Origin of the sequence: Streptococcus australis, assembly GCF_901543175.1 — a bacterium.
Taxonomy (GTDB): domain Bacteria; phylum Bacillota; class Bacilli; order Lactobacillales; family Streptococcaceae; genus Streptococcus; species Streptococcus australis_A.
This window is the reverse complement of sequence record NZ_LR594040.1, coordinates 443,728-464,544: the sequence shown is the minus strand read 5'-3', so window position 1 is coordinate 464,544 and position 20,817 is coordinate 443,728. Positions and strand designations below refer to the sequence as shown.

Sequence of the window (20,817 nt, the reverse complement as noted above, 5' to 3'; positions counted from 1 at the left end):
GAGAAAACCATGATTAAGATTACTTTCCCAGATGGCGCTGTTCGTGAATTCGAATCTGGCGTTACTACTTTTGAAATTGCGCAAAGTATCAGCAATTCCCTAGCTAAAAAAGCTCTCGCTGGTAAATTTAACGGCAAACTCATCGACACGACTCGTGCGATTACTGAAGATGGAAGCATCGAAATCGTGACACCTGATCACGAAGATGCCCTTCCAATCTTGCGCCACTCAGCTGCTCACTTGTTTGCCCAAGCAGCTCGTCGCCTTTTCCCAGATATTCACTTGGGAGTTGGGCCAGCTATCGAAGATGGTTTCTACTACGATACCGACAATACTGCTGGTCAAATCTCCAATGAAGACCTACCTCGTATCGAAGAAGAAATGCAAAAAATCGTTAAAGAAAACTTCCCTTCTATTCGTGAAGAAGTGACTAAAGATGAAGCGCGTGAAATCTTCAAAAACGACCCTTACAAGTTGGAATTGATTGAAGAACACTCTGAGGACGAAGGTGGTTTGACCATCTACCGTCAGGGTGAATACGTGGACCTCTGTCGTGGCCCGCACGTCCCATCAACAGGTCGTATCCAAATCTTCCACCTGCTCAACGTAGCTGGTGCCTACTGGCGTGGAAATAGCGACAACGCAATGATGCAACGAATCTACGGTACAGCTTGGTTTGACAAGAAAGACTTGAAGAACTACCTTCAAATGCTTGAAGAAGCCAAGGAACGTGACCACCGTAAACTCGGTAAAGAGCTTGACCTCTTCATGATTTCACAAGAAGTCGGACAAGGTTTACCATTCTGGTTACCAAACGGTGCCACTATCCGTCGTGAATTGGAACGCTACATTGTCGACAAGGAAATCTCTGCAGGCTACCAACATGTTTACACTCCACCAATTGCCTCAGTGGAACTCTATAAAACTTCTGGTCACTGGGATCACTACCGTGAAGATATGTTCCCAACTATGGACATGGGGGACGGTGAAGAGTTTGTCCTCCGCCCAATGAACTGTCCTCACCATATCGAAGTTTATAAACACCATGTACACTCATACCGTGAATTACCAATCCGTATCGCTGAGATTGGCATGATGCACCGATATGAAAAATCTGGCGCCCTTACAGGCCTTCAACGTGTACGTGAAATGTCCCTAAATGATGGTCATACTTTTGTGGCTCCAGAACAAATTGAGGAAGAATTCAAGAAAATTCTTCAATTGATTATCGACGTGTATGAAGACTTTAATTTGACAGATTACCGTTTCCGCTTGTCTTATCGTGACCCAGAAGATAAACACAAATACTTTGACAACGATGAGATGTGGGAAAATGCACAACGCATGTTGAAAGCAGCTATGGATGATATGGAACTGGACTACTTTGAAGCTGAAGGTGAAGCAGCCTTCTACGGACCAAAATTGGATATCCAAGTGAAAACTGCCCTCGGTAAAGAAGAAACCCTTTCTACTATCCAGCTTGACTTCTTGCTTCCAGAACGCTTCGACCTCAAATATGTTGGAGCAGATGGTGAGGAACACCGTCCAGTTATGATCCACCGTGGAGTTATCTCAACTATGGAACGCTTCACAGCTATCTTGATTGAGAACTACAAGGGTGCCTTCCCAACATGGCTTGCACCACATCAAGTGACCCTTATCCCAGTATCTAACGAAAAACATGTGGACTACGCTTGGAAAGTAGCCAAGAAACTCCGTGACTGTGGTGTCCGTGCAGATGTAGATGAACGCAATGAAAAAATGCAGTTCAAGATCCGTGCTTCACAAACAAGCAAGATTCCTTACCAATTGATCGTTGGGGACAAGGAAATGGAAGACGGAACAGTCAACGTTCGTCGCTATGGCCAAAAAGAAACACAAACTGTCTCAGTTGATGACTTTGTTCAAGCTATCCTAGCTGATATCGCCAACAAATCACGCGTTGAGAAATAAGAGATAAAACCTGGGATAAAATCCTAGCTACCTAAAAAGCAACAACTGAAACAGCTGTTGCTTTTTTATATTTTATTTAACCTGAGCTTATAGTGATCTGTCAAACCACCTCAAATGATATCCTCATCAACAATCCATTTTATCCACTAACTTTTGGATATAGGATACCCTCCCAAGATTTGGTTTCATGAGTTGGATAAGGTCAATATCCTCAATCCTTGTCTGCTTCATTTTCTTTTACGAGATCTTTTTGTGAATCTTTTTCAGAGAGTTTTTGATCGATATACTTGTTAATAGTTTCATAAAATTCCTTGGTCGTCTCACTGTCTAATTTTGTCGAATTATGGACTTGATTGACTTTCAATTGAACAGATTGAATACCGTAAGAGGCTTGTTTTTGATGAATCGTTTCTAATTCTTCTTCTGAAATCGGATCTCCAACAACCGTCAAGACCAATTCATTGTCCCTTGACTTGTAGACTTGATTAATGACCGTATAATTGGCGAACTCTTTTCCTACAAACTGTTTGATTCCTTCTTTTCGCGCTTGGTCTATCGTCAGAGTGACTGCTGAATAGCTGGCCGGAAGAATCAATAATACAATCAAGGATATCAACCCAATTCTCATTTTAATGTTTAACTCTTTAAATGAACTTAAGGGAGATTTTCTCATCAAAATTCTTGTTCCAACAATGTTTGTTAGCATGATAAAGACACAGTTGATCAAGAAAAGATAAAGAGCTCCAAATAAAAATCGTACATTTCCATTAGCTAAACCATAGCCTGCAGTACAGATAGGTGGCATCAGAGCTGTTGCAATGGCTACTCCTGGCACGATATTATTTGCTTCTTTTTTCCTTGAACCAATTACACCTGCTATCCCACCAGCAATAGCAATGAGAACATCCCAAATGGTTGGAGAGGTTCGTGCAATCAATTCGCTACTTGCATAAGATAAGGGAGAAATCCAGAAATACAGAGTCGAGACAAGCAAACTGACCAATACTTGAGTAAATAAAACCTTTAGAGATTGTTTGATTAAACGCGTATCAAAAATAGCTAAACCAAATCCCAGTCCAACAATTGGTGTCATAAGAGGGGAAATCAGCATGGCTCCAATAATGACAGCTGTTGAATTCATATTTAGTCCGATAGAGGCAATAAAAATCGCACACATCAAAATCACTGTATCTCTTAATCGAACATGAAGATCATCATATAATTTCTCACGGTATTCACGTGTTGAATAGTTTCCGGTCATCGGTTACTCCTTTTATTTCATATAATCTTATTTCTGCATGGATGATGGTAGAAGGACTTCTGTCCAATCTTACGTATTTTTAATCCTCGCCTGTTATTCTTTTGAAAATTATCCTTTAAGTATCCGTCAGTCCATCCTTAACATTATATCAAAAATTTTACAGTCTTTCTCTGAAGAAATCTATCAATTTAATAGATATGTAAAGCAAGAAATTTTAGATTCCTTATCCGAAGAATAAAAAACGTTTTGAGTTGAAAAGTATTAAACTTTTTCACACATCTCCTCTTTCTCATTTTTAAATTTTATCAGAAATATTACTGTTATATCGTACAGTTATCTTACATTTAAAATAGTAATCTTACATTTTTGTGAGGAAACCATATTTCTACTAGATAAAACAATTTACTAGAATATATAGTTAAAGATAAAAAAGCCCAGTTGTTTTATCCTGGGCTCTTATCCACTCTTCTCACTCAAGGACTAGATTCACTTGAGCAAACTGAATCCGCACTGTCGTTCCTTTCCCGACCTCAGACTCGATACGAATTTGATGGCCAAGTTCTTCAGAGATTTTCTTGGATAGGTAGAGTCCAAGCCCAGATGACTGCTGGGTTAAACGCCCATTGTAGCCTGAAAAGCCACGTTCAAAGACTCGGAGTACATCACTGTTTTTAATACCGATTCCCGTATCCTTGATACAGAGCTCTTGATTCTCCATATAGATTTCCAAACCACCTTCCTTGGTGTATTTAAGGCTGTTTGAAAGGATTTGTTCAATGACTACTAACAACCATTTCTTATCGGTCACGATTGTTTGATCAAGGTCATGCAGATTGACAGTCAAACCTTTTTGAATAAAGAAAAGTGCGTACTTGCGAACCATCTCCTTGACCAAGTCCTCCACTTGGACCTGTTCAAATACCAAGTCATCGTGAAAACTCTCTAAACGTAAGTACTGCAAAACCAGATTGGTATAGGAGTCAATCTTGAAAATTTCCTGTTCCAGTTGCTGCTTGACCTCACGATCAGAGACTTCTGCTACTAAAAGGCGACTAGCAGCAATGGGCGTCTTAATCTGATGGACCCACAAAGTATAGTAATCAAGCAAATCCGTCAGCTTGCTTTGGGCTTCCGACTTCTTTTGATACAATTCAGACTCCCGCTCTTCGAGTTTCTCTGCCAACGCACATTCCAGAGGAGACTTGGGATTTCTCTCAGCATAGAGAACTGCCTGTCGGTAAACCTGAGCTTCTGCAAACATGTCCCAAGCCAAAAATAAGAAAGTCAAAAAACTACTGAGCAGCAAAAAATAAAGAAAATAAGATCCTAGACTAGCAAACAGAAATTGAAAGAGAAGGATAAGAAACCCTAGAGAAAAAATATAGGCAAAAATGCGACTGCGAGAGCGCAGATAGGCTAAAAAAAATGGTTTCCAATCAAGCATGTTTCAGTCCGTATCCTATCCCTTTCTTGGTTTCGATAAAGCCAGCTAATCCTTGTTCCTCAAGCTTTTTGCGCAAACGAGCAACATTGACAGACAGGGTATTGTCGTCGATAAAAAAGTCGCTGTTCCAGAGTTCCCGCATCAGGTCATCACGCGCCACGATATTGCCAGCATGCTCAAACAAGACTCGCAAAATTTGAAATTCATTCTTAGTTAAGCTCAGGACTTCACCCTGATAGTGCAGGTCCATAGACTTGGTATTGAGGATAACACCTGCATACTCTAGCAAACTTTCATCTCGTCCAAACTCATAGGAACGGCGCAGTAATCCCTGAACCTTAGCCAAAAGAACCTGCTGGTCAAAAGGCTTGGTCACAAAGTCATCCGCCCCCATATTGATCGCCATGACAATATCCATAGCCTGATCTCTCGAAGACAGAAACATGATCGGTACCTTGGAAATCTTGCGAATCTCCTGGCACCAGTGATAACCATTAAACAGAGGCAGACCAATATCCATGAGGACCAGATGAGGTTCCGACTGGACAAATAAACTCAACACTTGCATAAAGTCTTCTACCAAAACGACCTCAAAGCCCCACTCTGAGAGCAGTTTCCCCACTTGTTGCCGAATGACTTGGTCATCTTCTACTAGTAAAATCTTGTGCATGCGCTCCTCCTTTACTCTTGTTCAAAATATCAAATACCTTAATAAAAAATCTATGGATTAGTATCCCTACTGTTTATCAACCTATTTTTCAAATCCAAATTCGGAAACGAAAGCTAAATAGAGAACAACCCCACTGATATCATACCTTATTTTTAACTATAGTTCCAGCCTTATCCTATTTTTCCCTTTTTGTACTCATTTAGCCAATATTTCTTTTACCCATCTGATAGTCTTAAAAATTAACCATCTAGTTGGAGTAAACGCCTTATAAGCTTATGTTACTCCTCTGTTCATAAAAGTAATCACTTTAAACAACTAGATCTAGCTTTCTTATTGACAGACCAGTTAGGATTTGTTAGAATATGAATGAATGAACGAATAAATTTATTCATTCATTAAATAAAGGAGGTTAAATCATATTGGACAAAAAACAATCTTTAAAGACAGCAGCCTATGAAGTTTTTTCGAAAAAAGGTTACAAGGCAACAGGTATTTCAGAAATTGCTAGGCAAGCTGGTGTTGCAGTTGGTTCTTTTTATAACTATTACGAGAGTAAAGAAGCCATTTTTCTAGACATCTATATAGATGAAAACAACCGTGTTCGCCAAGCTATGATCGAAGAACTGGATTGGGAAATTGACATGATCGACCTCATTGGTCAACTATTTGCTCAGTCCAGAACTCTCGTTTCTTCCAATAAAATCCTTGCAGAATGGTACAATCCTGCCATCGCAGATGAGTTGCACAGCTACTATTCCTCGGAAGAAGGCAAAGTCGCGAATCCTTTTCATCAGTTTCTAGTTAAAACTTTTACAAATCGTATGCAGGCTGAAGGGTACTCGCCAGAAAAGATTCAAGATATTTTACAGGTTTATAATCTGTTTTACTATATGGATATGCATATCACGGAAAAAGATTTTCCAGATATTGGCAAAACTGTCGAAATACTTGCAACCAACTTCATTAAAGGAGTTCTAAAATAAAGAATGGATTTCTTTATTTTTTGGAAAAATATGAATGAATTTGTTTTTAGTTCATTCATAAAATTGAGAACAGGAGTCATAAAAAATGAAAAGAGGTAAAAAAATGTTTATTATCATTCTATCAACACTTGGATTACTAGCCCTTATAACTTGGGGTGGCATCGCCTATCTTGGACGAAGTCAGACATTATCAATAAAATCCATCGAAAACCCCGACGGAGATCTGTATTTAATTCATATCACAAAGCCGAGTCATCAAACCTGGAAAGCGGGGGCTTATGCTAAGTTTACACTCCCGGATACGTCGTCCGCTTCTAGGAAAAACGAAGCTAAGGGTGAGCAGACCAGTCGATGGCTAACTATTGCCTCCACACCTGATGAAGATGAAATCCTCATTTTAACGCATAATAGTGGTAGCCACTTTAAGGAAACTTTGACACATTTACCGGCTGGCAGTGAGATTGAGATGAGTTGGTTGGATTCCTCTTTAACCATTAAAGATACGAATCAGCCACTAGTTTGCTTTGCATCTGATGTTGGTATTTCTGCTCTACGTCCCCTTATCAAAGAATCGGCTGGTAAATGTCCGATTGTTTTCAACCATTTTGACAAAGGAGTTACTATTTTCGATAATGAGATGAAGGAACTGGCTCAAAAGACATCAAATTTTACTTATAAAACTAGCGATGATTCTTCTCAAAGTCAAGAATTTTTAAAACGTGCTATTGATGAATACGGCAATCAAGCCAGCTATCTCATCACAGGTCAGCCTGATGATGTAAATGAGATGAAGAATTTTTTAAAGGAAAATGGGATTGATAGCAAAAACATACAAGTAAGCTCGTTTAGAGGTTTGAAATAAAAGCAATCTGTCTTCTGTATATCTGAATCAATCCCTAACTACTAGGTCATTATGCAGAGCGACTAAACAAGCCTACTAGCTAATTCTATGTAAATGTGGTAGGATAAACATAGAGAAAGGAGTTTTTATGGCCAATATTTTTGACTACTTGAATGATGTAGCATACGATTCCTTTTATGACCTTCCCGTGAACGAGTTAGATATTCTTGCCTTGACTGAATTAACCTATCTTCCTTTTGATGATTTAGTCGCTCAAGAACCAAAGCGTCTCATAGATCTAGCACCTCAAATCCCTAGAGAAACGACTATGCTGACCAATAAGAACCGCCTCCAGTTGTTGGATCAACTCTCTCAACACAAACGGTTTAAAAATTGCAAGCTCTCAAACTTTATCAATGATATCGATCCTGAATTGCAAAAACAGTTTGCAGCTATGACTTATCGTATCAGTCTCGATACTTATTTACTTGTTTTTCGTGGGACGGATGACAGTATCATCGGTTGGAAAGAAGATTTCCACATGACCTATATGAAAGAAATTCCAGCTCAAAAACACGCCCTTCAGTATTTACAGGACTTTTTTGCTCAACATCCTAACCAAAAGGTTATCCTAGCAGGACACTCAAAAGGGGGCAATTTAGCTGTCTATGCTGCTAGTCAACTCGACCCACTTTTACAAAAAAACATTGTCGCCGTCTATACTTTTGATGCGCCTGGTCTTCACAAGGAACTGACCGAAACAGCTAGCTATCAAAACATGATGGAAAGAACAAAAGTATTTGTCCCACAAGGTTCTATCATCGGAATGATGCTGGAAATCCCTGATAAGAAAATAGTCGTTCGAAGCACTGCCCTAGGTGGTCTTGCCCAGCACGACACCTTTAGTTGGCAAGTTGAAGACAAACACTTTGTCCAACTGGATGAGACCAATAGTGATAGTCAGCAAATCGATACTACTTTCAAGGAATGGGTTGAGACGGTCCCTGATACGGAACTGGAGCTCTACTTCGACCTCTTTTTTGGAATCATTCTTGATGCAGGCATCTCCTCTATCAACGATCTTTCTTCCTTCAAGGTCATTGAACACATTCACCATCTCTTTGTCCAAGCTCAAACCCTCACTCCCGAAGAAAGAGAAACCATGGGACGCCTAACCCAACTCTTGATCGACACCCGCTACCAAGCTTGGAAAAATCGTTAAGGTAGGAAAAATACCTTCTGATAGCCTAAGCCCTCTCTTCTGTGTTATACTGATATCAGTACATTCTTTGAGATTGGAGCCATTATGAAAATCCATAAAACCGTGAATCCCGTTGCCTATGAAAACACCTATTACCTAGAAGGAGACCAACACTTGATTGTGGTTGACCCTGGTAGCCATTGGGAAGCTATCCGCAAGACCATCGAGAAAATCAACAAACCAGTCTGTGCGATTCTCCTGACCCACACCCACTATGACCATATTATGACTCTTGACTTAGTCAGAGATACTTTTGGAAATTCACCAGTCTACGTCGCAGAAAGTGAAGCCAGCTGGCTTTACACTCCAGTCGACAATCTCTCTGGCCTCCCACGACACGACGATATGGAGGATGTCGTCTGCAAACCAGCTGAGCATACCTATGTCTTTCATGAGGAATACCAGATCGAAGAATTCCGTTTTACAGTATTGCCAACACCTGGTCACTCTATCGGTGGTGTTTCTATAGTCTTTCCTGACGCCCATCTAGTCTTGACCGGAGATGCTCTTTTCCGCGAAACCATCGGACGGACAGACCTTCCTACAGGTAGCATGGAACAACTTCTCCATAGTGTCCAGACTCAACTCTTCACTCTTCCTAACTACGATGTCTATCCAGGGCATGGTCCAGCTACAACCATCGCTCACGAAAAGACCTTTAATCCCTTTTTCTAGCAAGCAAAAAACCAAGGATTTTCTCCTTGGTTTTTGTCTTACCAAATAATCACACGATCCTCGGGTGCACGCCACATGCCATCGCCTTCTTTGACATCATAAGTTGTAAAGAAGTCATCGAAGTTTGGTACTTGGACATTGACACGGAGTTTGGCAGGCGCGTGCACATCAACACTAGCCATGAGTTTCATCAACTCCGGACGACCTTTCATACGCCAGATACGAGCAAAGTTGTGGAAGAATTCTTCAGCAGAGAAGTCTGGTTCTCTCTTGGCAGCTTCAAGGGCTGCAGCAATCCCTCCCAAGTCCGCAACGTTTTCTGATACGGTTAGTTTCCCGTTGATCCTTGCGCCGTAAGATTCTTGGCCATCAAACTGGTCAATGACCTTTTGTGTTTTTTCTTTAAAGGCAGCATAGTCGCTTTCTGTCCACCAATCCTTGAGGCTACCATTTTCATCAAAGGAAGCGCCATTTGTATCAAAGGCATGAGAAATCTCGTGGGCAATAACCGCACCAATTCCACCGTAGTTGGCTGAGGACGACTGATGCAAGTCATAGAATGGAGCCTGTAAAATAGCCGCTGGGAAGACAATCAAGTTCTTCTGAGGATTATAGTAGGCATTAACCATGTGAGCAGGCATGCCCCACTCCTTGTAGTCAACCGGTTGGTTCCACTTGCTCCAGCTGTGCTTGATTTCCACACGCGCAAAGGCTAGGGCATTCTCAAAGAGACTGGCAGTTTCGTCCACTACTTTGTCCTTATAGCGTTCTGGCAATTCCTCTGGATAACCGATATAAGGCTTGATGACATTGAGTTTGACAATGGCCTTGTCACGCGTTTCAGGTGTGAGCCAATCGTTTTTAGCCAAGCGTTCCTTATAAACGTCAATCATGGTCGCTACTTTTTTCTCTACGTCTGCCTTAGCTTCTGGAGAGAATTTTTCATGCGCATACCAGAGACCCAGAGCCTGCTTAAAAGGACCTTGGGCCAAGTGATAAGCCGCCTTGACCTTGTCCTGAGCTTCTGGCACACCTGAAAGAGCACGACCATAAGCACCTGACAAGATACGAATCTCGTCTGTGAGATAGCTTGTTGAGAGATTGACCACACCCAAAATCAAGGTTGCTTTGAGTAGAGGCCACGCTTCTTCACTATAGAATTGATCTGCTGCTTGCCAGAAACGTTCCTCATCTACGATAATCTTGTCAGGCACTTGCCCAAGAACAGCTTGGAAGAAGTCATCTAGAGGTAGGGCAGGGGCGAATTTCTTGAAATCTTCATAAGCATATGGATGGTAGAGTTTGGCATATTCTGAACTTTCTTCGTTAGAAAGCACCACAGCTGCAATACGACGGTCCAATTCCAATCGTTTCTCTAGTAAGTCTGCAATTTCCTCATCTGAAAAATCATAGGCTTTGAGAAGTTTCGTAGTACTTTCCTTCCAAAGAGTCAAGAGTTCCTCACGTTGAGGATGGTCTTCAGCATAGTAAGTCGTATCTGGCAAAATCGTCCCTGGTGCACTGGCCCAGAGAACATTGGTTCTGGCATCCATAAAGTCTGGTGATACACCAAATGGAAGGAAGTTTGGCTTACCAGCTAGTTCAAATTCTGCCAGTTTGCTGGTAAAATCTGCAAAGCTCTCCAAATCTTGGTATTCCTTGAGTAGAGGAAGGACAGCCTTGATCCCATCTGCTTCTCTCTTATCAAAATCACGTACCATGCGATGGTACTTAACAAAGTTGGCTAGGATAGTATCCTCTGGAACCTCTTCACCTGCCAACCACTTGTCCGTAGTTGCTAGCATCAACTCTTCAATTTCCTCGTCAAGGTCAATAAAACCACCTGTTCGTGATTTATCAGCTGGAATCACAGCTGTTTTTTCCCATTCGCCATTGATTGCATCATAAAAATCGTCTTGATAACGTGTCATCTTGTTCTCGCTTTCATATTTTCACTTATTCCTAGCTTAGCAAAAAAATCTAGGGAATGCAATCAAAAATAAATTTCTTGTATCTTTCATTTTATTGTTATTTTATTAAAAATTAACTTGACTTAATTTTTTTTTTAATGTATATTAAAAGGCAGGAGGAAAACAACTGTATGATACGTATCGAAAACCTCAGTGTCTCCTACAAAGAAACGTTGGCACTAAAGGATATTTCACTAGTGCTCCAAGGACCGACGATTACCGGAATTATTGGTCCAAACGGTGCTGGAAAATCAACTTTATTAAAAGGTATGTTGGGAATTATCCCACATGAAGGTCAGGCCTTTCTCGACGACAAAGAAGTCAAGAAATCTTTACATCGAGTTGCCTATGTCGAGCAAAAAATCCATATCGACTACAATTTCCCTATCAAGGTCAAGGAATGTGTCTCACTGGGACTCTATCCATCTATCCCGCTTTTTCACACTTTAAAGGCCAGCCACTGGAAAAAAGTGGCGGAGGCACTTGAAATCGTTGGACTTTCAGACTATGCTGATCGCCAAATCAGCCAGCTCTCAGGTGGTCAATTTCAACGTGTGTTGATTGCCCGCTGTTTAGTGCAGGAAGCTGACTACATCTTTCTAGATGAGCCATTTGTCGGGATTGATTCGGTTAGTGAAGAGATTATCATGAACACACTGAGAGACCTTAAAAAAGCTGGGAAAACAGTTCTCATTGTCCATCATGACCTCAGCAAAGTCCCCCATTATTTCGATCAAGTTTTGCTTCTCAATCGAGAATTAATAGACCTTGGTCCGACTAAAGAAACCTTTACCGAAGCCAATCTTAAGAAGGCCTACGGTAGCAAACTCTTTTTCAATGGAGGTGACCTATGATAGCAGAATTTATCGATGGATTGCAACATTTCCATTTCCTACAAAACGCCTTGATAACAGCTATAGTCATCGGAGTGGTTGCTGGAGCCGTGGGATGTTTTATCATCCTACGTGGGATGTCTCTCATGGGAGATGCTATCTCTCATGCAGTTTTGCCCGGCGTAGCCCTTTCCTTTATCCTGGGAATTGATTTCTTTATTGGAGCTATCATCTTTGGTTTGATGGCTTCCATCATCATTACCTACATCAAGGGAAACTCTATCATCAAGAGTGACACTGCCATTGGTATTACCTTTTCATCTTTCTTAGCCCTAGGTGTCATCTTGATTAGTGTTGCCAAGAGTTCGACAGACCTCTTCCATATCCTTTTCGGGAATATCCTCGCTGTCCAAGACATGGACATGTGGATTACTATTGGTGTGGGCGCAGTCATTCTTTTGATTATCGGGATTTTCTTTAAACAACTATTGATTACATCCTTTGACGAGCTCCTGGCTAAAGCCATGGGAATGCCCGTTAATTTCTACCACTATCTGCTCATGGTGCTCTTGACCCTTGTGTCAGTCACTTCCATGCAAAGTGTTGGAACCATTCTTATCGTGGCCATGTTGATCACCCCAGCTGCGACGGCTTACCTTTATGCTAATAGCCTAAAGTGCATGATTTTTCTTTCATCAGGCCTAGGGGCTCTGGCTTCTGTTGTAGGGCTCTTTATCGGCTATAGTTTCAATCTCGCAGCAGGATCCAGCATCGTGCTCACATCCGCCAGCTTCTTTCTAATCAGTTTCTTTATCTCTCCTAAGCAACGATACTTGAAACTGAAAAACAAAAAAATCATTAAATAACGGGGAAACCCTTCTGGAGGAATCTAATGAAAAAATTAGGTACTTTGCTTGTTCTTTTTCTTTCTATCATTGGATTAGCTGCCTGTGCTAGCGGGAAAAAAGATACAGCATCTACAAACCAAAAACTAAAGGTTGTAGCGACTAACTCAATCATCGCTGATATTACCAAAAATATCGCTGGTGACAAGATTGATCTTCACAGTATCGTTCCTGTTGGTCAAGATCCACACGAATACGAACCACTTCCTGAAGACGTTAAGAAAACTTCTCAAGCTGATTTGATTTTCTATAACGGTATCAACCTTGAAACTGGTGGCAATGCTTGGTTTACAAAATTGGTCGAAAATGCCAAGAAAACTGAAAACAAAGACTACTTTGCAGTCAGCGAAGGCGTTGATGTTATCTACCTTGAAGGCCAAAACGAGAAAGGCAAAGAAGACCCACACGCTTGGCTCAACCTTGAAAATGGGATGATTTATGCTAAAAATATCGCTAAACAGCTGATCGCTAAGGATCCTAGCAACAAGGAATTCTACGAAAAAAATCTCAAAGACTATACTGAAAAACTAGACAAACTAGACAAGGAAGCCAAAGAGAAATTTAACAATATCCCTGCTGAAAAGAAACTCATCGTAACCAGCGAAGGATGCTTCAAATACTTCTCTAAAGCCTACGGTGTCCCAAGTGCCTACATCTGGGAAATCAACACGGAAGAAGAAGGTACACCTGACCAAATCAAGACCTTGGTTGAAAAACTTCGCCAAACAAAAGTTCCATCACTCTTTGTTGAATCAAGTGTCGATGACCGTCCAATGAAGACTGTTTCACAAGACACAAATATCCCAATCTACGCACAAATCTTTACTGACTCAATCGCTGAAGAAGGTAAAGAAGGTGACAGCTACTACAACATGATGAAATACAACCTTGATAAGATTGCTGAAGGTTTGTCTAAGTAATCTAGCCATTCAACTATCTTATCCTAGATTATAAACTTGCTTTATCGTTCTTTTTGTTTCTGCTTTGATAGCTCAATCATTATACATGTAAACGAGATCAAATTTTAACAGATATTTCTTTCCGTAGTGGTATCCTAGATAAGAACTCTGTACTTATCTAGGACGAAATTTTTGAGACGTTAGGCTCAAAAATTAGGGATGAAATTCCGAAGGAAGTTGCTTCCGTCCGCACTACTTAAAAGAAATATCATAATAAAACTAAAATTTAAAAAACGTCGTTCTCACATGAACTGGCGTTTTTTTTGTTTTCATTTTCCAGTCAAATCATTGGAAAAATCTGATAATTCTCGGTAGAATAAAAGAAAAAAGAATGGAGTAGTTTATGACCACTTTTCTCGGAAATCCTGTAACCTTTACAGGTAAACAACTGCAAGTCGGAGACAAGGCACTTGACTTTTCTCTCACTACAACAGATCTCTCTAAAAAAACGCTAGCCGACTTTGACGGAAAGAAAAAAGTCTTGAGTGTTGTCCCTTCTATCGATACTGGCATCTGCTCAACGCAAACACGTCGATTCAACCAAGAACTAGCCAACCTTGACAACACCGTCGTTCTTACTGTTTCTATGGACCTACCTTTTGCCCAAGGACGCTGGTGTGGAGCTGAGGGTCTTGACAATGCCATCATGCTTTCAGACTACTTCGACCATTCTTTCGGACGTGACTATGCCCTCTTGATCAACGAATGGCATCTCCTTGCACGTGCCGTCTTTGTTCTCGATACTGACAACGTCATCCGTTACGTAGAATACGTTGACAACATTAACACGGAACCAGACTTTGAAGCTGCCATTGCTGCAGTGAAAGAACTGGACTAAAATCAAAGCCATTATGGCAGAAGGCTAGAGAAATCTAGCTTTTTTTGATATACTAGATGGAGAGAAAAGACAAGAGGGAACGAATGACGCCAAATAAAGAAGACTACCTAAAATGTATTTATGAAATCGGTACGGAAATGCAAAAAATCACCAATAAAGAAATTGCTGCCCGTATGCAGGTCTCTCCACCTGCTGTAACAGAGATGATCAAACGCATGAAAAGTGAAAATCTCATCCTCAAGGACAAGGAGAACGGCTATCTATTGACAGATATTGGCCTCAAACTGGTCTCTGAGCTCTATCGTAAACACCGGTTGATTGAAGTCTTTCTAGTTCACCATCTGGACTATACTAGCGATCAGATCCACGAAGAAGCTGAGGTCCTAGAGCACACTGTCTCTGACCTCTTTGTGGAGAGATTGGATAAACTGCTTGGCTTCCCTCAAACCTGTCCCCACGGTGGAACCATCCCAGCCAAGGGAGAGCTCTTGGTTGAGATCAACAACCTACCACTAGCAGAGACCAAGGAAGCTGGAACCTACCTCCTGACTCGGGTTCATGATAGCTTTGATCTGCTCAAATACTTAGAAAAGCATGAAATTCATATCGGTGACCAACTCCAAGTCAAACAGTTTGATAATTTTTCCAATACTTTTACACTGGTCAACAAGGGTGAAGACCTCCAAGTTGGTATCGATATCGCCAAACAACTCTATGTCGAAAAAATCAGTTAACCCCTTATTCCTGAAAGAAGTTCCTTTCAGGAATTTTTTATTATTTTAGTTGTAAGTCCCATTCGTTTGGTGTAAAATGAAGATAGATAAAAGAGGGAGGTCTTCCTATGAAAAAGCTCTTTAGACTACACTTCACAGCCATTGCACTCAGCGATTTGCTACTGTTGGTAACTTTCAGACCCCGATACGAACTTTCTTTGGAGAGAGGCCTGATTTTTTGCTTCATTTTCATCCTTGCTCAGGGACTACTGCTGTCTCGCTTGGTCTTCCGACTCAAAAAACATTTCTCAGAGATTTATCCTCAGATGAACAAAAAAATTCGCCTTTACTACTTAGAGATTCTCTCCGTTGATCTTCTATTATTTGTCTTTTTAGCCATCACTGGCCCTCAATATTTCTACTCTCTTACTCCAGTCTTTACTTCCTGTCATTCTACTTTTTATTATATAATGGCTAGCCACATAAGAGAAAACTATCCAGACTTTTACGACAAACATATCTCTTTCTGGGAGTGTCTATAAACAAAAACCAAGCCAGCTGGGCTTGGTTTTCTTATCTATTTTTAGTATCAAGGATAATGGTGACTGGTCCGTCATTGACCAGCTCAACCTGCATATCTGCTCCAAAGATGCCTGTCTGAACGGGCACTTCCTGAGCTAGCTTTTGGTTGAAAGTGTCATAGAAGGCAGTTGCCATATCCGGCTTGGCTGCACCTGTAAAGGCTGGACGATTGCCTTTCTTAGTGTCCGCAAAGAGGGTAAACTGAGAAATAGAAAGAATTGCGCCCTCAATATCCTTAACAGACAGATTCATCTTGCCTTCTGCATCAGAAAAAATTCGCATGTTGACGAGCTTTCGGACAGCATAGTCCAGATCTTCCTCTTGGTCCTCTGGTCCTACTCCGACCAACAATAAGAGCCCCTGATTGATTTTTCCCTGAACCTGACCTTCAATACTCACTTGAGCTTTCTTAACTCGTTGAACGACGATTTTCATAAAAATCCTTTCTAGATCTTAGCCATTGGTCCGTTTGACAGAGTAGACCTCTGGCACACTCTTAATCTTATCCACGACTGTGGTCAGTGTAGAGAGGTTGGAAATACCAAAGGAGACATGGATATTGGCAAATTTCATATCCTTGGTTGGTTGGGCGTTAACGGTTGAGATATTCTTAGTTGTATTGGAAAGAACTTGCAGAACATCATTTAAGAGACCTGTACGGTTGAGGCCGTAGATATCGATGTGGGCAATATATTCCTTGCTTGAGAATTGATCTTCCCATTCCACATCAAGGAGACGTTGCTCGTAGTTTTCTTGGGCGCGAAGGTTCATACAGTCCACACGGTGAATGGCTACACCACGACCCTTGGTAATATAGCCAACAATGTCATCACCAGGAACGGGATTACAACACTTGGCAATCCGAACTAGGAGACCTGAGGCGCCTTCAATCACCACCCCACCCTCATGCTTGACCTTGAGGGTTTCTTTGTTTTCAACCTTAACCTCGCCACCTTTGACAAGCTCTTCTGCCTCAGCCCTAGCTTTGGCACGTTCCTCCTCACGGCGTTCCTTTTCAGTCAGACGGTTAAAGACGGTAATAGCACTGATTTCTCCAAAACCGATAGCAGCAAAGAGGGAGTCTTCTGTCTTGTAGCTGGTCTTTTGAAGGACTTGGTCCATGTGCCGCTTGTCCATATACTTATTAGCTACATAGCCATTCTCTTGGAGTTGATTAATCAGCAGTTCGCGTCCCTTATTAACAGACAATTCCTTGTCTTGATTTTTAAAGAACTGACGAATCTTGTTGCGTGCCTTGCTGGTCTTAACCATGTTGAGCCAGTCACGACTCGGGCCAAAAGAGTTGGGGTTGGTTACAATTTCGACCTGATCCCCAGTTTTAAGCTTGGTTGTCAGAGGAACCATACGGCCATTGACCTTAGCACCAGTTGCTTTTTCACCGACCTTCGTATGGATTTCATAGGCAAAGTCGATCGGACCTGAATCTTTTGGAAGGGAGCGAACTGCACCATCTGGGGTAAAGACGTAAATCTCCTCCGCCAGATACTCTTCCTTAACAGACTCGACAAATTCCTTGGCATCGTCAGCCTGGTCTTGTAATTCCATCATTTCCTTGATCCAGTTCATACCAATCGCAGACTCTTTGCTGTTGACCTGCCCTTTGATTCCTTTCTTATAGGCCCAGTGAGCTGCTACCCCGTACTCAGCCACCTCGTGCATTTCCTTGGTACGAATCTGGAATTCAATCGGCCCTTTTGGTCCATAGACAGTCGTATGGATAGACTGGTATCCATTGGCCTTACGATTGGCGATATAGTCTTTGAAGCGACCTGGCATAGGTTTCCAAAGTTCATGCACATAACCCAGCATGGCGTAAACATCACTCTGGGTATCTAAGATACAGCGAATGGCAATCAGGTCATAGATTTCCTCGAAGCGTTTCTTCTTATCCTGCATCTTGCGATAGATAGAGTAGATATGCTTGGGACGGCCATAGATTTTCCCTTTTAGATTGCGTTCGGAAGTGTAGTCCTCTAACTTTGTCACGACTTCATCGACCAAAGCCTCTCGCTCTCTGCGTTTTTCCTTCATCATGTGAGTGATCTTGTAAAACTCAGTTGGATTGAGATAGCGGAAGGACAAGTCTTCTAACTCCCACTTGACGCTAGAAATACCCAGACGATGAGCAAGTGGTGCATAGATTTCCATAGTTTCTCTTGAAATGCGTTCCTGCTTGTCTTTTCGTAGGTGGTTAAGCGTTCTCATGTTATGCAAGCGGTCAGATAGTTTAACCAAGATAACGCGGATATCCTCAGACATGGCCATGAGCATCTTGCGGTGGTTTTCCGCTAATTGCTCCTCAATCGATTTGTACTCAACCTTACCAAGCTTGGTCACCCCATCAACGATAATCCGAACATCATGACCAAACTCCCGCTCCAAATCATCCAGTGTCGCCTCTGTGTCCTCAACCACGTCATGCAAAAAACCACAGGCAACAGTTACAGCATCCAGCTTGAGCTTAGCCAGAATCCCTGCCACCTGAATGGGATGAATAATATAGGGCTCGCCAGATTTACGGTATTGACCACTATGGCATTCAACTGCGTAATTCAAGGCTTTATGTACAAATGCAACATCTTCTTTCGATAAATATTTTTGCGTTAAAGCGACAACCTCATCGCCCGACAAATTCACTTCTTTCGGCATCTATTTTCTCCAATTCTTCCTACCATTTTATCACTTTTTTAAGAATATTAAAACTAGAAAAGCCTGTTTTCATGCCTAGCCTAAGCAATTAAAAGAAAAACACTGCAAGAGAGACTCTGCAGTGCTTTGTTATTTTATTTATCTTAGTAAACTGTTTTTTCAGTTTCTACATCGAAGAAGTGTGCTTTGTTCAAGTCGAATCCAAGTTCAACCGTTGCACCTGTTTGCAAGTAGTCACGAGCATCCACTTTTGCAACAAATTCATCTTTACCAACTTGGCAGTAAAGGTGAGATTCTGAACCAAGCAATTCTGATACTGAAATAGTAGCTTTGACAACTGATTCTGGGAATGTTTCAAGGAAAGCAGGTTCTGCATTCACATCTTCTGGACGAATACCGAAGATCAATTCTTTTCCTTCGTAGCCTTTTTCACGAAGAACTTTCAAAGCACCTTCTGGAACTTTCAAGCGGAAACCGTCAGAAACAATTTCGCTACCAACCAATTTCACGTTGATGAAGTTCATAGCTGGGCTTCCGATGAATCCTGCAACGAACTTGTTAACTGGGTTTTTGTAAACTTCTTGAGGTGTACCGATTTGTTCAACACGTCCGATAGTACCTGTACCAGCAGGGTTCTTAGTTGCTGACATGATAACGATACGGTCAGCAAGAGTCATTGCTTCTGTTTGGTCGTGAGTTACGTAGATAGTTGTAGCTCCGATACGGCGGTGGATTTTCGCAATTTCAGCACGCATAGATACACGAAGTTTGGCATCCAAGTTTGACAAAGGTTCGTCCATCAAGAATACTTTTGCATCACGGACGATGGCACGACCCATGGCAACACGTTGACGTTGACCACCTGAAAGGTCAGCAGGTTTACGATCCAAGAATTCTTTCAAACCAAGGATTGCTGCTGCTTCTTGCACACGTTTATCGATGTCTTCCTTGCTGTATTTACGCAATTTCAAACCGAAAGCCATGTTGTCATACACAGTCATGTGTGGATAAAGAGCGTAGTTTTGGAATACCATAGCGATGTCACGGTCTTTTGGAGCTACGTCATTGACAACCACGCCATCGATAGATGCAGTACCTTCTGTGATGTCTTCAAGACCAGCAATCATACGAAGAGTTGTTGATTTACCACATCCTGAAGGACCTACGAAAACGATAAATTCTTTGTCTTTGATGTCCAAGTTGAAGTCTTCAACTGAGTAGTGTTCGCTGTTTGGATATTTTTTGTAGATGTTTTTAAGATTTAATTCTACCATCGAGGTGAACTCCTTCTGTCTTTTGATAGTTTTATTATAGATGAAAACGCTTTACATTTCTATGGCAAGGTGACCAAAAAAATTAAAAAGTTCTGTGCAACTTGCACAAAACTTTAGAGAATATCTGGTAAAATCAACTGATAACACAAGGTGAGATCCGTCAACTCCTTCAACTGAAGTCCTGTCAATTCTTCCCATTTGTCAATCTTGTATTGAAGAGAATTGCGATGCAGATATAGTTGCTGGGCTGTTTTAGTTAAGACAGCACTATTTTCCCAAAGGGAGAGAATGATTTCCTGAATCTGATCCTGATCCAAGATCATCTGGTGCAGGCATTCTTTAATGACCCTCAGGTCCACTAGTCTTTCTCCCATACTCCAAAGATAGAGCTGTGAAAAAGCATGAACACCTTGGTGACCCTGACGCCACCAAGTCTTAAACAAGTCTCGCTCTGCTTTGATCAAGTCTGATAGGGCTTGAGGGCCTGTCTGAAACCACACCTGCCCCAACATGATAGACAGACGAAGACCAAAGTCATACTCAACTGCTTCAATCGTATCAGATAAAATTGATCGTACAGAGGTGTACTTATCTTGTTGAAGCACGAAAACATAATCCTGAGCCCCGACCTGTAGCACTGTTTGGCAGTTGGGAAAAAGAGTCCGCATCATGTCTAGCCAAGAGGATAGATTTTCCTGTTGGAAATAGGAAAGATGGCAATAAGCCAGCTGAATCTTTTTGAAAGCTTGCGGTGCCTGCCCCTTCCCCTCAATCAGATAGGGATACCAAGGATTGAGTGAACGAGCCTGCTCCTGCTGAGTCAAAAGGGCAACCAGCTGCTTTTCACGCTCGCTGAGCCCAGCTTCCTCCAGTAAAATCCACTGCTGAGAGGCTAAAGGGAGAGTGAGATAGCCTGGTTTCTCTACTGGCTGATCTGAAATCTGAGCCTCAGGAAACCAGTCCTGTAGTTCTTTTGCAATCATAT

Annotated in this window: 19 protein-coding genes; 11 read left to right on the top strand and 8 right to left on the bottom strand. The window is 41.6% G+C overall.

Translation table 11 applies throughout. The features are described 5' to 3' along the window. The first annotated feature begins 9 nt into the window (after window positions 1-9). A complete protein-coding gene (gene thrS / locus FGK98_RS02390) occupies window positions 10-1,953 on the top strand; it encodes a threonine--tRNA ligase (RefSeq protein ID WP_138099871.1) in 1,944 nt (647 codons plus the stop codon). A 211-nt stretch (window positions 1,954-2,164) separates the two neighbouring features. On the opposite strand, the gene FGK98_RS02385 is transcribed toward thrS, so the two are convergent. From FGK98_RS02385 to FGK98_RS02370, 3 genes are all read right to left on the bottom strand, one after another. Beyond that, window positions 2,165-3,214 (bottom strand): TIGR00341 family protein, encoded by a 1,050-nt coding sequence (locus FGK98_RS02385; RefSeq protein WP_138099870.1) that lies wholly within the window; start codon window positions 3,212-3,214, stop codon window positions 2,165-2,167. 469 nt (window positions 3,215-3,683) lie between these two features. Continuing rightward, a complete protein-coding gene (locus FGK98_RS02375; protein ID WP_138099868.1) occupies window positions 3,684-4,658 on the bottom strand; it encodes a HAMP domain-containing histidine kinase in 975 nt (324 codons plus the stop codon). Further along, window positions 4,651-5,328 (bottom strand): response regulator transcription factor, encoded by a 678-nt coding sequence (locus FGK98_RS02370; RefSeq protein WP_138099867.1) that lies wholly within the window; start codon window positions 5,326-5,328, stop codon window positions 4,651-4,653. Before FGK98_RS02370 ends, FGK98_RS02375 begins: the two co-directional genes overlap by 8 nt. A 413-nt stretch (window positions 5,329-5,741) precedes the next feature. Here FGK98_RS02370 and FGK98_RS02365 point away from each other — a divergent pair, with 413 nt between their 5' ends. From FGK98_RS02365 to FGK98_RS02350, 4 genes are all read left to right on the top strand, one after another. Next, window positions 5,742-6,311, top strand: a complete 570-nt coding sequence (locus FGK98_RS02365; RefSeq protein ID WP_049549829.1) for a TetR/AcrR family transcriptional regulator — start codon at window positions 5,742-5,744, stop codon at window positions 6,309-6,311. An 85-nt stretch (window positions 6,312-6,396) separates the two neighbouring features. Continuing rightward, complete coding sequence (locus FGK98_RS02360; protein ID WP_138099866.1) at window positions 6,397-7,173, top strand: ferredoxin reductase domain-containing protein; 777 nt, start codon at window positions 6,397-6,399, stop codon at window positions 7,171-7,173. 127 nt (window positions 7,174-7,300) lie between these two features. Continuing rightward, the gene (locus FGK98_RS02355) at window positions 7,301-8,374 is read left to right on the top strand and encodes a DUF2974 domain-containing protein (RefSeq protein WP_138099865.1); all 1,074 of its coding nucleotides are present in this window, start codon (window positions 7,301-7,303) and stop codon (window positions 8,372-8,374) included. A gap of 84 nt (window positions 8,375-8,458) precedes the next feature. Then, entirely contained in the window at window positions 8,459-9,088 is a 630-nt protein-coding gene (locus tag FGK98_RS02350) for an MBL fold metallo-hydrolase (RefSeq protein ID WP_138099864.1), read from the top strand. Between the two features lie 38 nt (window positions 9,089-9,126). Here the strand turns inward: FGK98_RS02350 and FGK98_RS02345 are convergent, their stop codons facing one another. Then, window positions 9,127-11,019, bottom strand: a complete 1,893-nt coding sequence (locus tag FGK98_RS02345; RefSeq protein ID WP_138099863.1) for a M13 family metallopeptidase — start codon at window positions 11,017-11,019, stop codon at window positions 9,127-9,129. Window positions 11,020-11,189: 170 nt separating this feature from the next. On the opposite strand from FGK98_RS02345, the gene FGK98_RS02340 reads away from it, so the two are divergent. From FGK98_RS02340 to FGK98_RS10030, 6 genes are all read left to right on the top strand, one after another. Then, complete coding sequence (locus FGK98_RS02340; protein WP_138099862.1) at window positions 11,190-11,912, top strand: metal ABC transporter ATP-binding protein; 723 nt, start codon at window positions 11,190-11,192, stop codon at window positions 11,910-11,912. Beyond that, window positions 11,909-12,757, top strand: a complete 849-nt coding sequence (locus FGK98_RS02335; protein WP_138099861.1) for a metal ABC transporter permease — start codon at window positions 11,909-11,911, stop codon at window positions 12,755-12,757. Before FGK98_RS02340 ends, FGK98_RS02335 begins: the two co-directional genes overlap by 4 nt. 26 nt (window positions 12,758-12,783) lie before the next feature. Beyond that, entirely contained in the window at window positions 12,784-13,716 is a 933-nt protein-coding gene (locus FGK98_RS02330; protein ID WP_138099860.1) for a metal ABC transporter substrate-binding protein, read from the top strand. 382 nt (window positions 13,717-14,098) lie between these two features. Continuing rightward, complete coding sequence (gene tpx, locus FGK98_RS02325; RefSeq protein ID WP_000206539.1) at window positions 14,099-14,593, top strand: thiol peroxidase; 495 nt, start codon at window positions 14,099-14,101, stop codon at window positions 14,591-14,593. Between the two features lie 83 nt (window positions 14,594-14,676). After that, the gene (locus FGK98_RS02320) at window positions 14,677-15,327 is read left to right on the top strand and encodes a metal-dependent transcriptional regulator (RefSeq protein WP_138099859.1); all 651 of its coding nucleotides are present in this window, start codon (window positions 14,677-14,679) and stop codon (window positions 15,325-15,327) included. A gap of 107 nt (window positions 15,328-15,434) precedes the next feature. Further along, the gene (locus FGK98_RS10030; protein ID WP_138099858.1) at window positions 15,435-15,848 is read left to right on the top strand and encodes a hypothetical protein; all 414 of its coding nucleotides are present in this window, start codon (window positions 15,435-15,437) and stop codon (window positions 15,846-15,848) included. A 31-nt stretch (window positions 15,849-15,879) separates the two neighbouring features. Here FGK98_RS10030 and dtd read toward each other — a convergent pair whose 3' ends face one another. The 4 genes from dtd to FGK98_RS02295 form a co-directional block, all read right to left on the bottom strand. Next, window positions 15,880-16,323, bottom strand: coding sequence for a D-aminoacyl-tRNA deacylase (gene dtd, locus FGK98_RS02310; protein WP_138099857.1), 444 nt, complete (start codon window positions 16,321-16,323; stop codon window positions 15,880-15,882). 18 nt (window positions 16,324-16,341) lie between these two features. Beyond that, entirely contained in the window at window positions 16,342-18,558 is a 2,217-nt protein-coding gene (locus tag FGK98_RS02305) for a RelA/SpoT family protein (RefSeq protein WP_138099856.1), read from the bottom strand. A 143-nt stretch (window positions 18,559-18,701) separates the two neighbouring features. Further along, complete coding sequence (locus FGK98_RS02300) at window positions 18,702-19,832, bottom strand: ABC transporter ATP-binding protein (protein ID WP_000229945.1); 1,131 nt, start codon at window positions 19,830-19,832, stop codon at window positions 18,702-18,704. A gap of 113 nt (window positions 19,833-19,945) precedes the next feature. Continuing rightward, window positions 19,946-20,815, bottom strand: a complete 870-nt coding sequence (locus FGK98_RS02295) for a helix-turn-helix domain-containing protein (RefSeq protein ID WP_131200839.1) — start codon at window positions 20,813-20,815, stop codon at window positions 19,946-19,948. Between the last annotated feature and the right edge of the window lie 2 nt (window positions 20,816-20,817).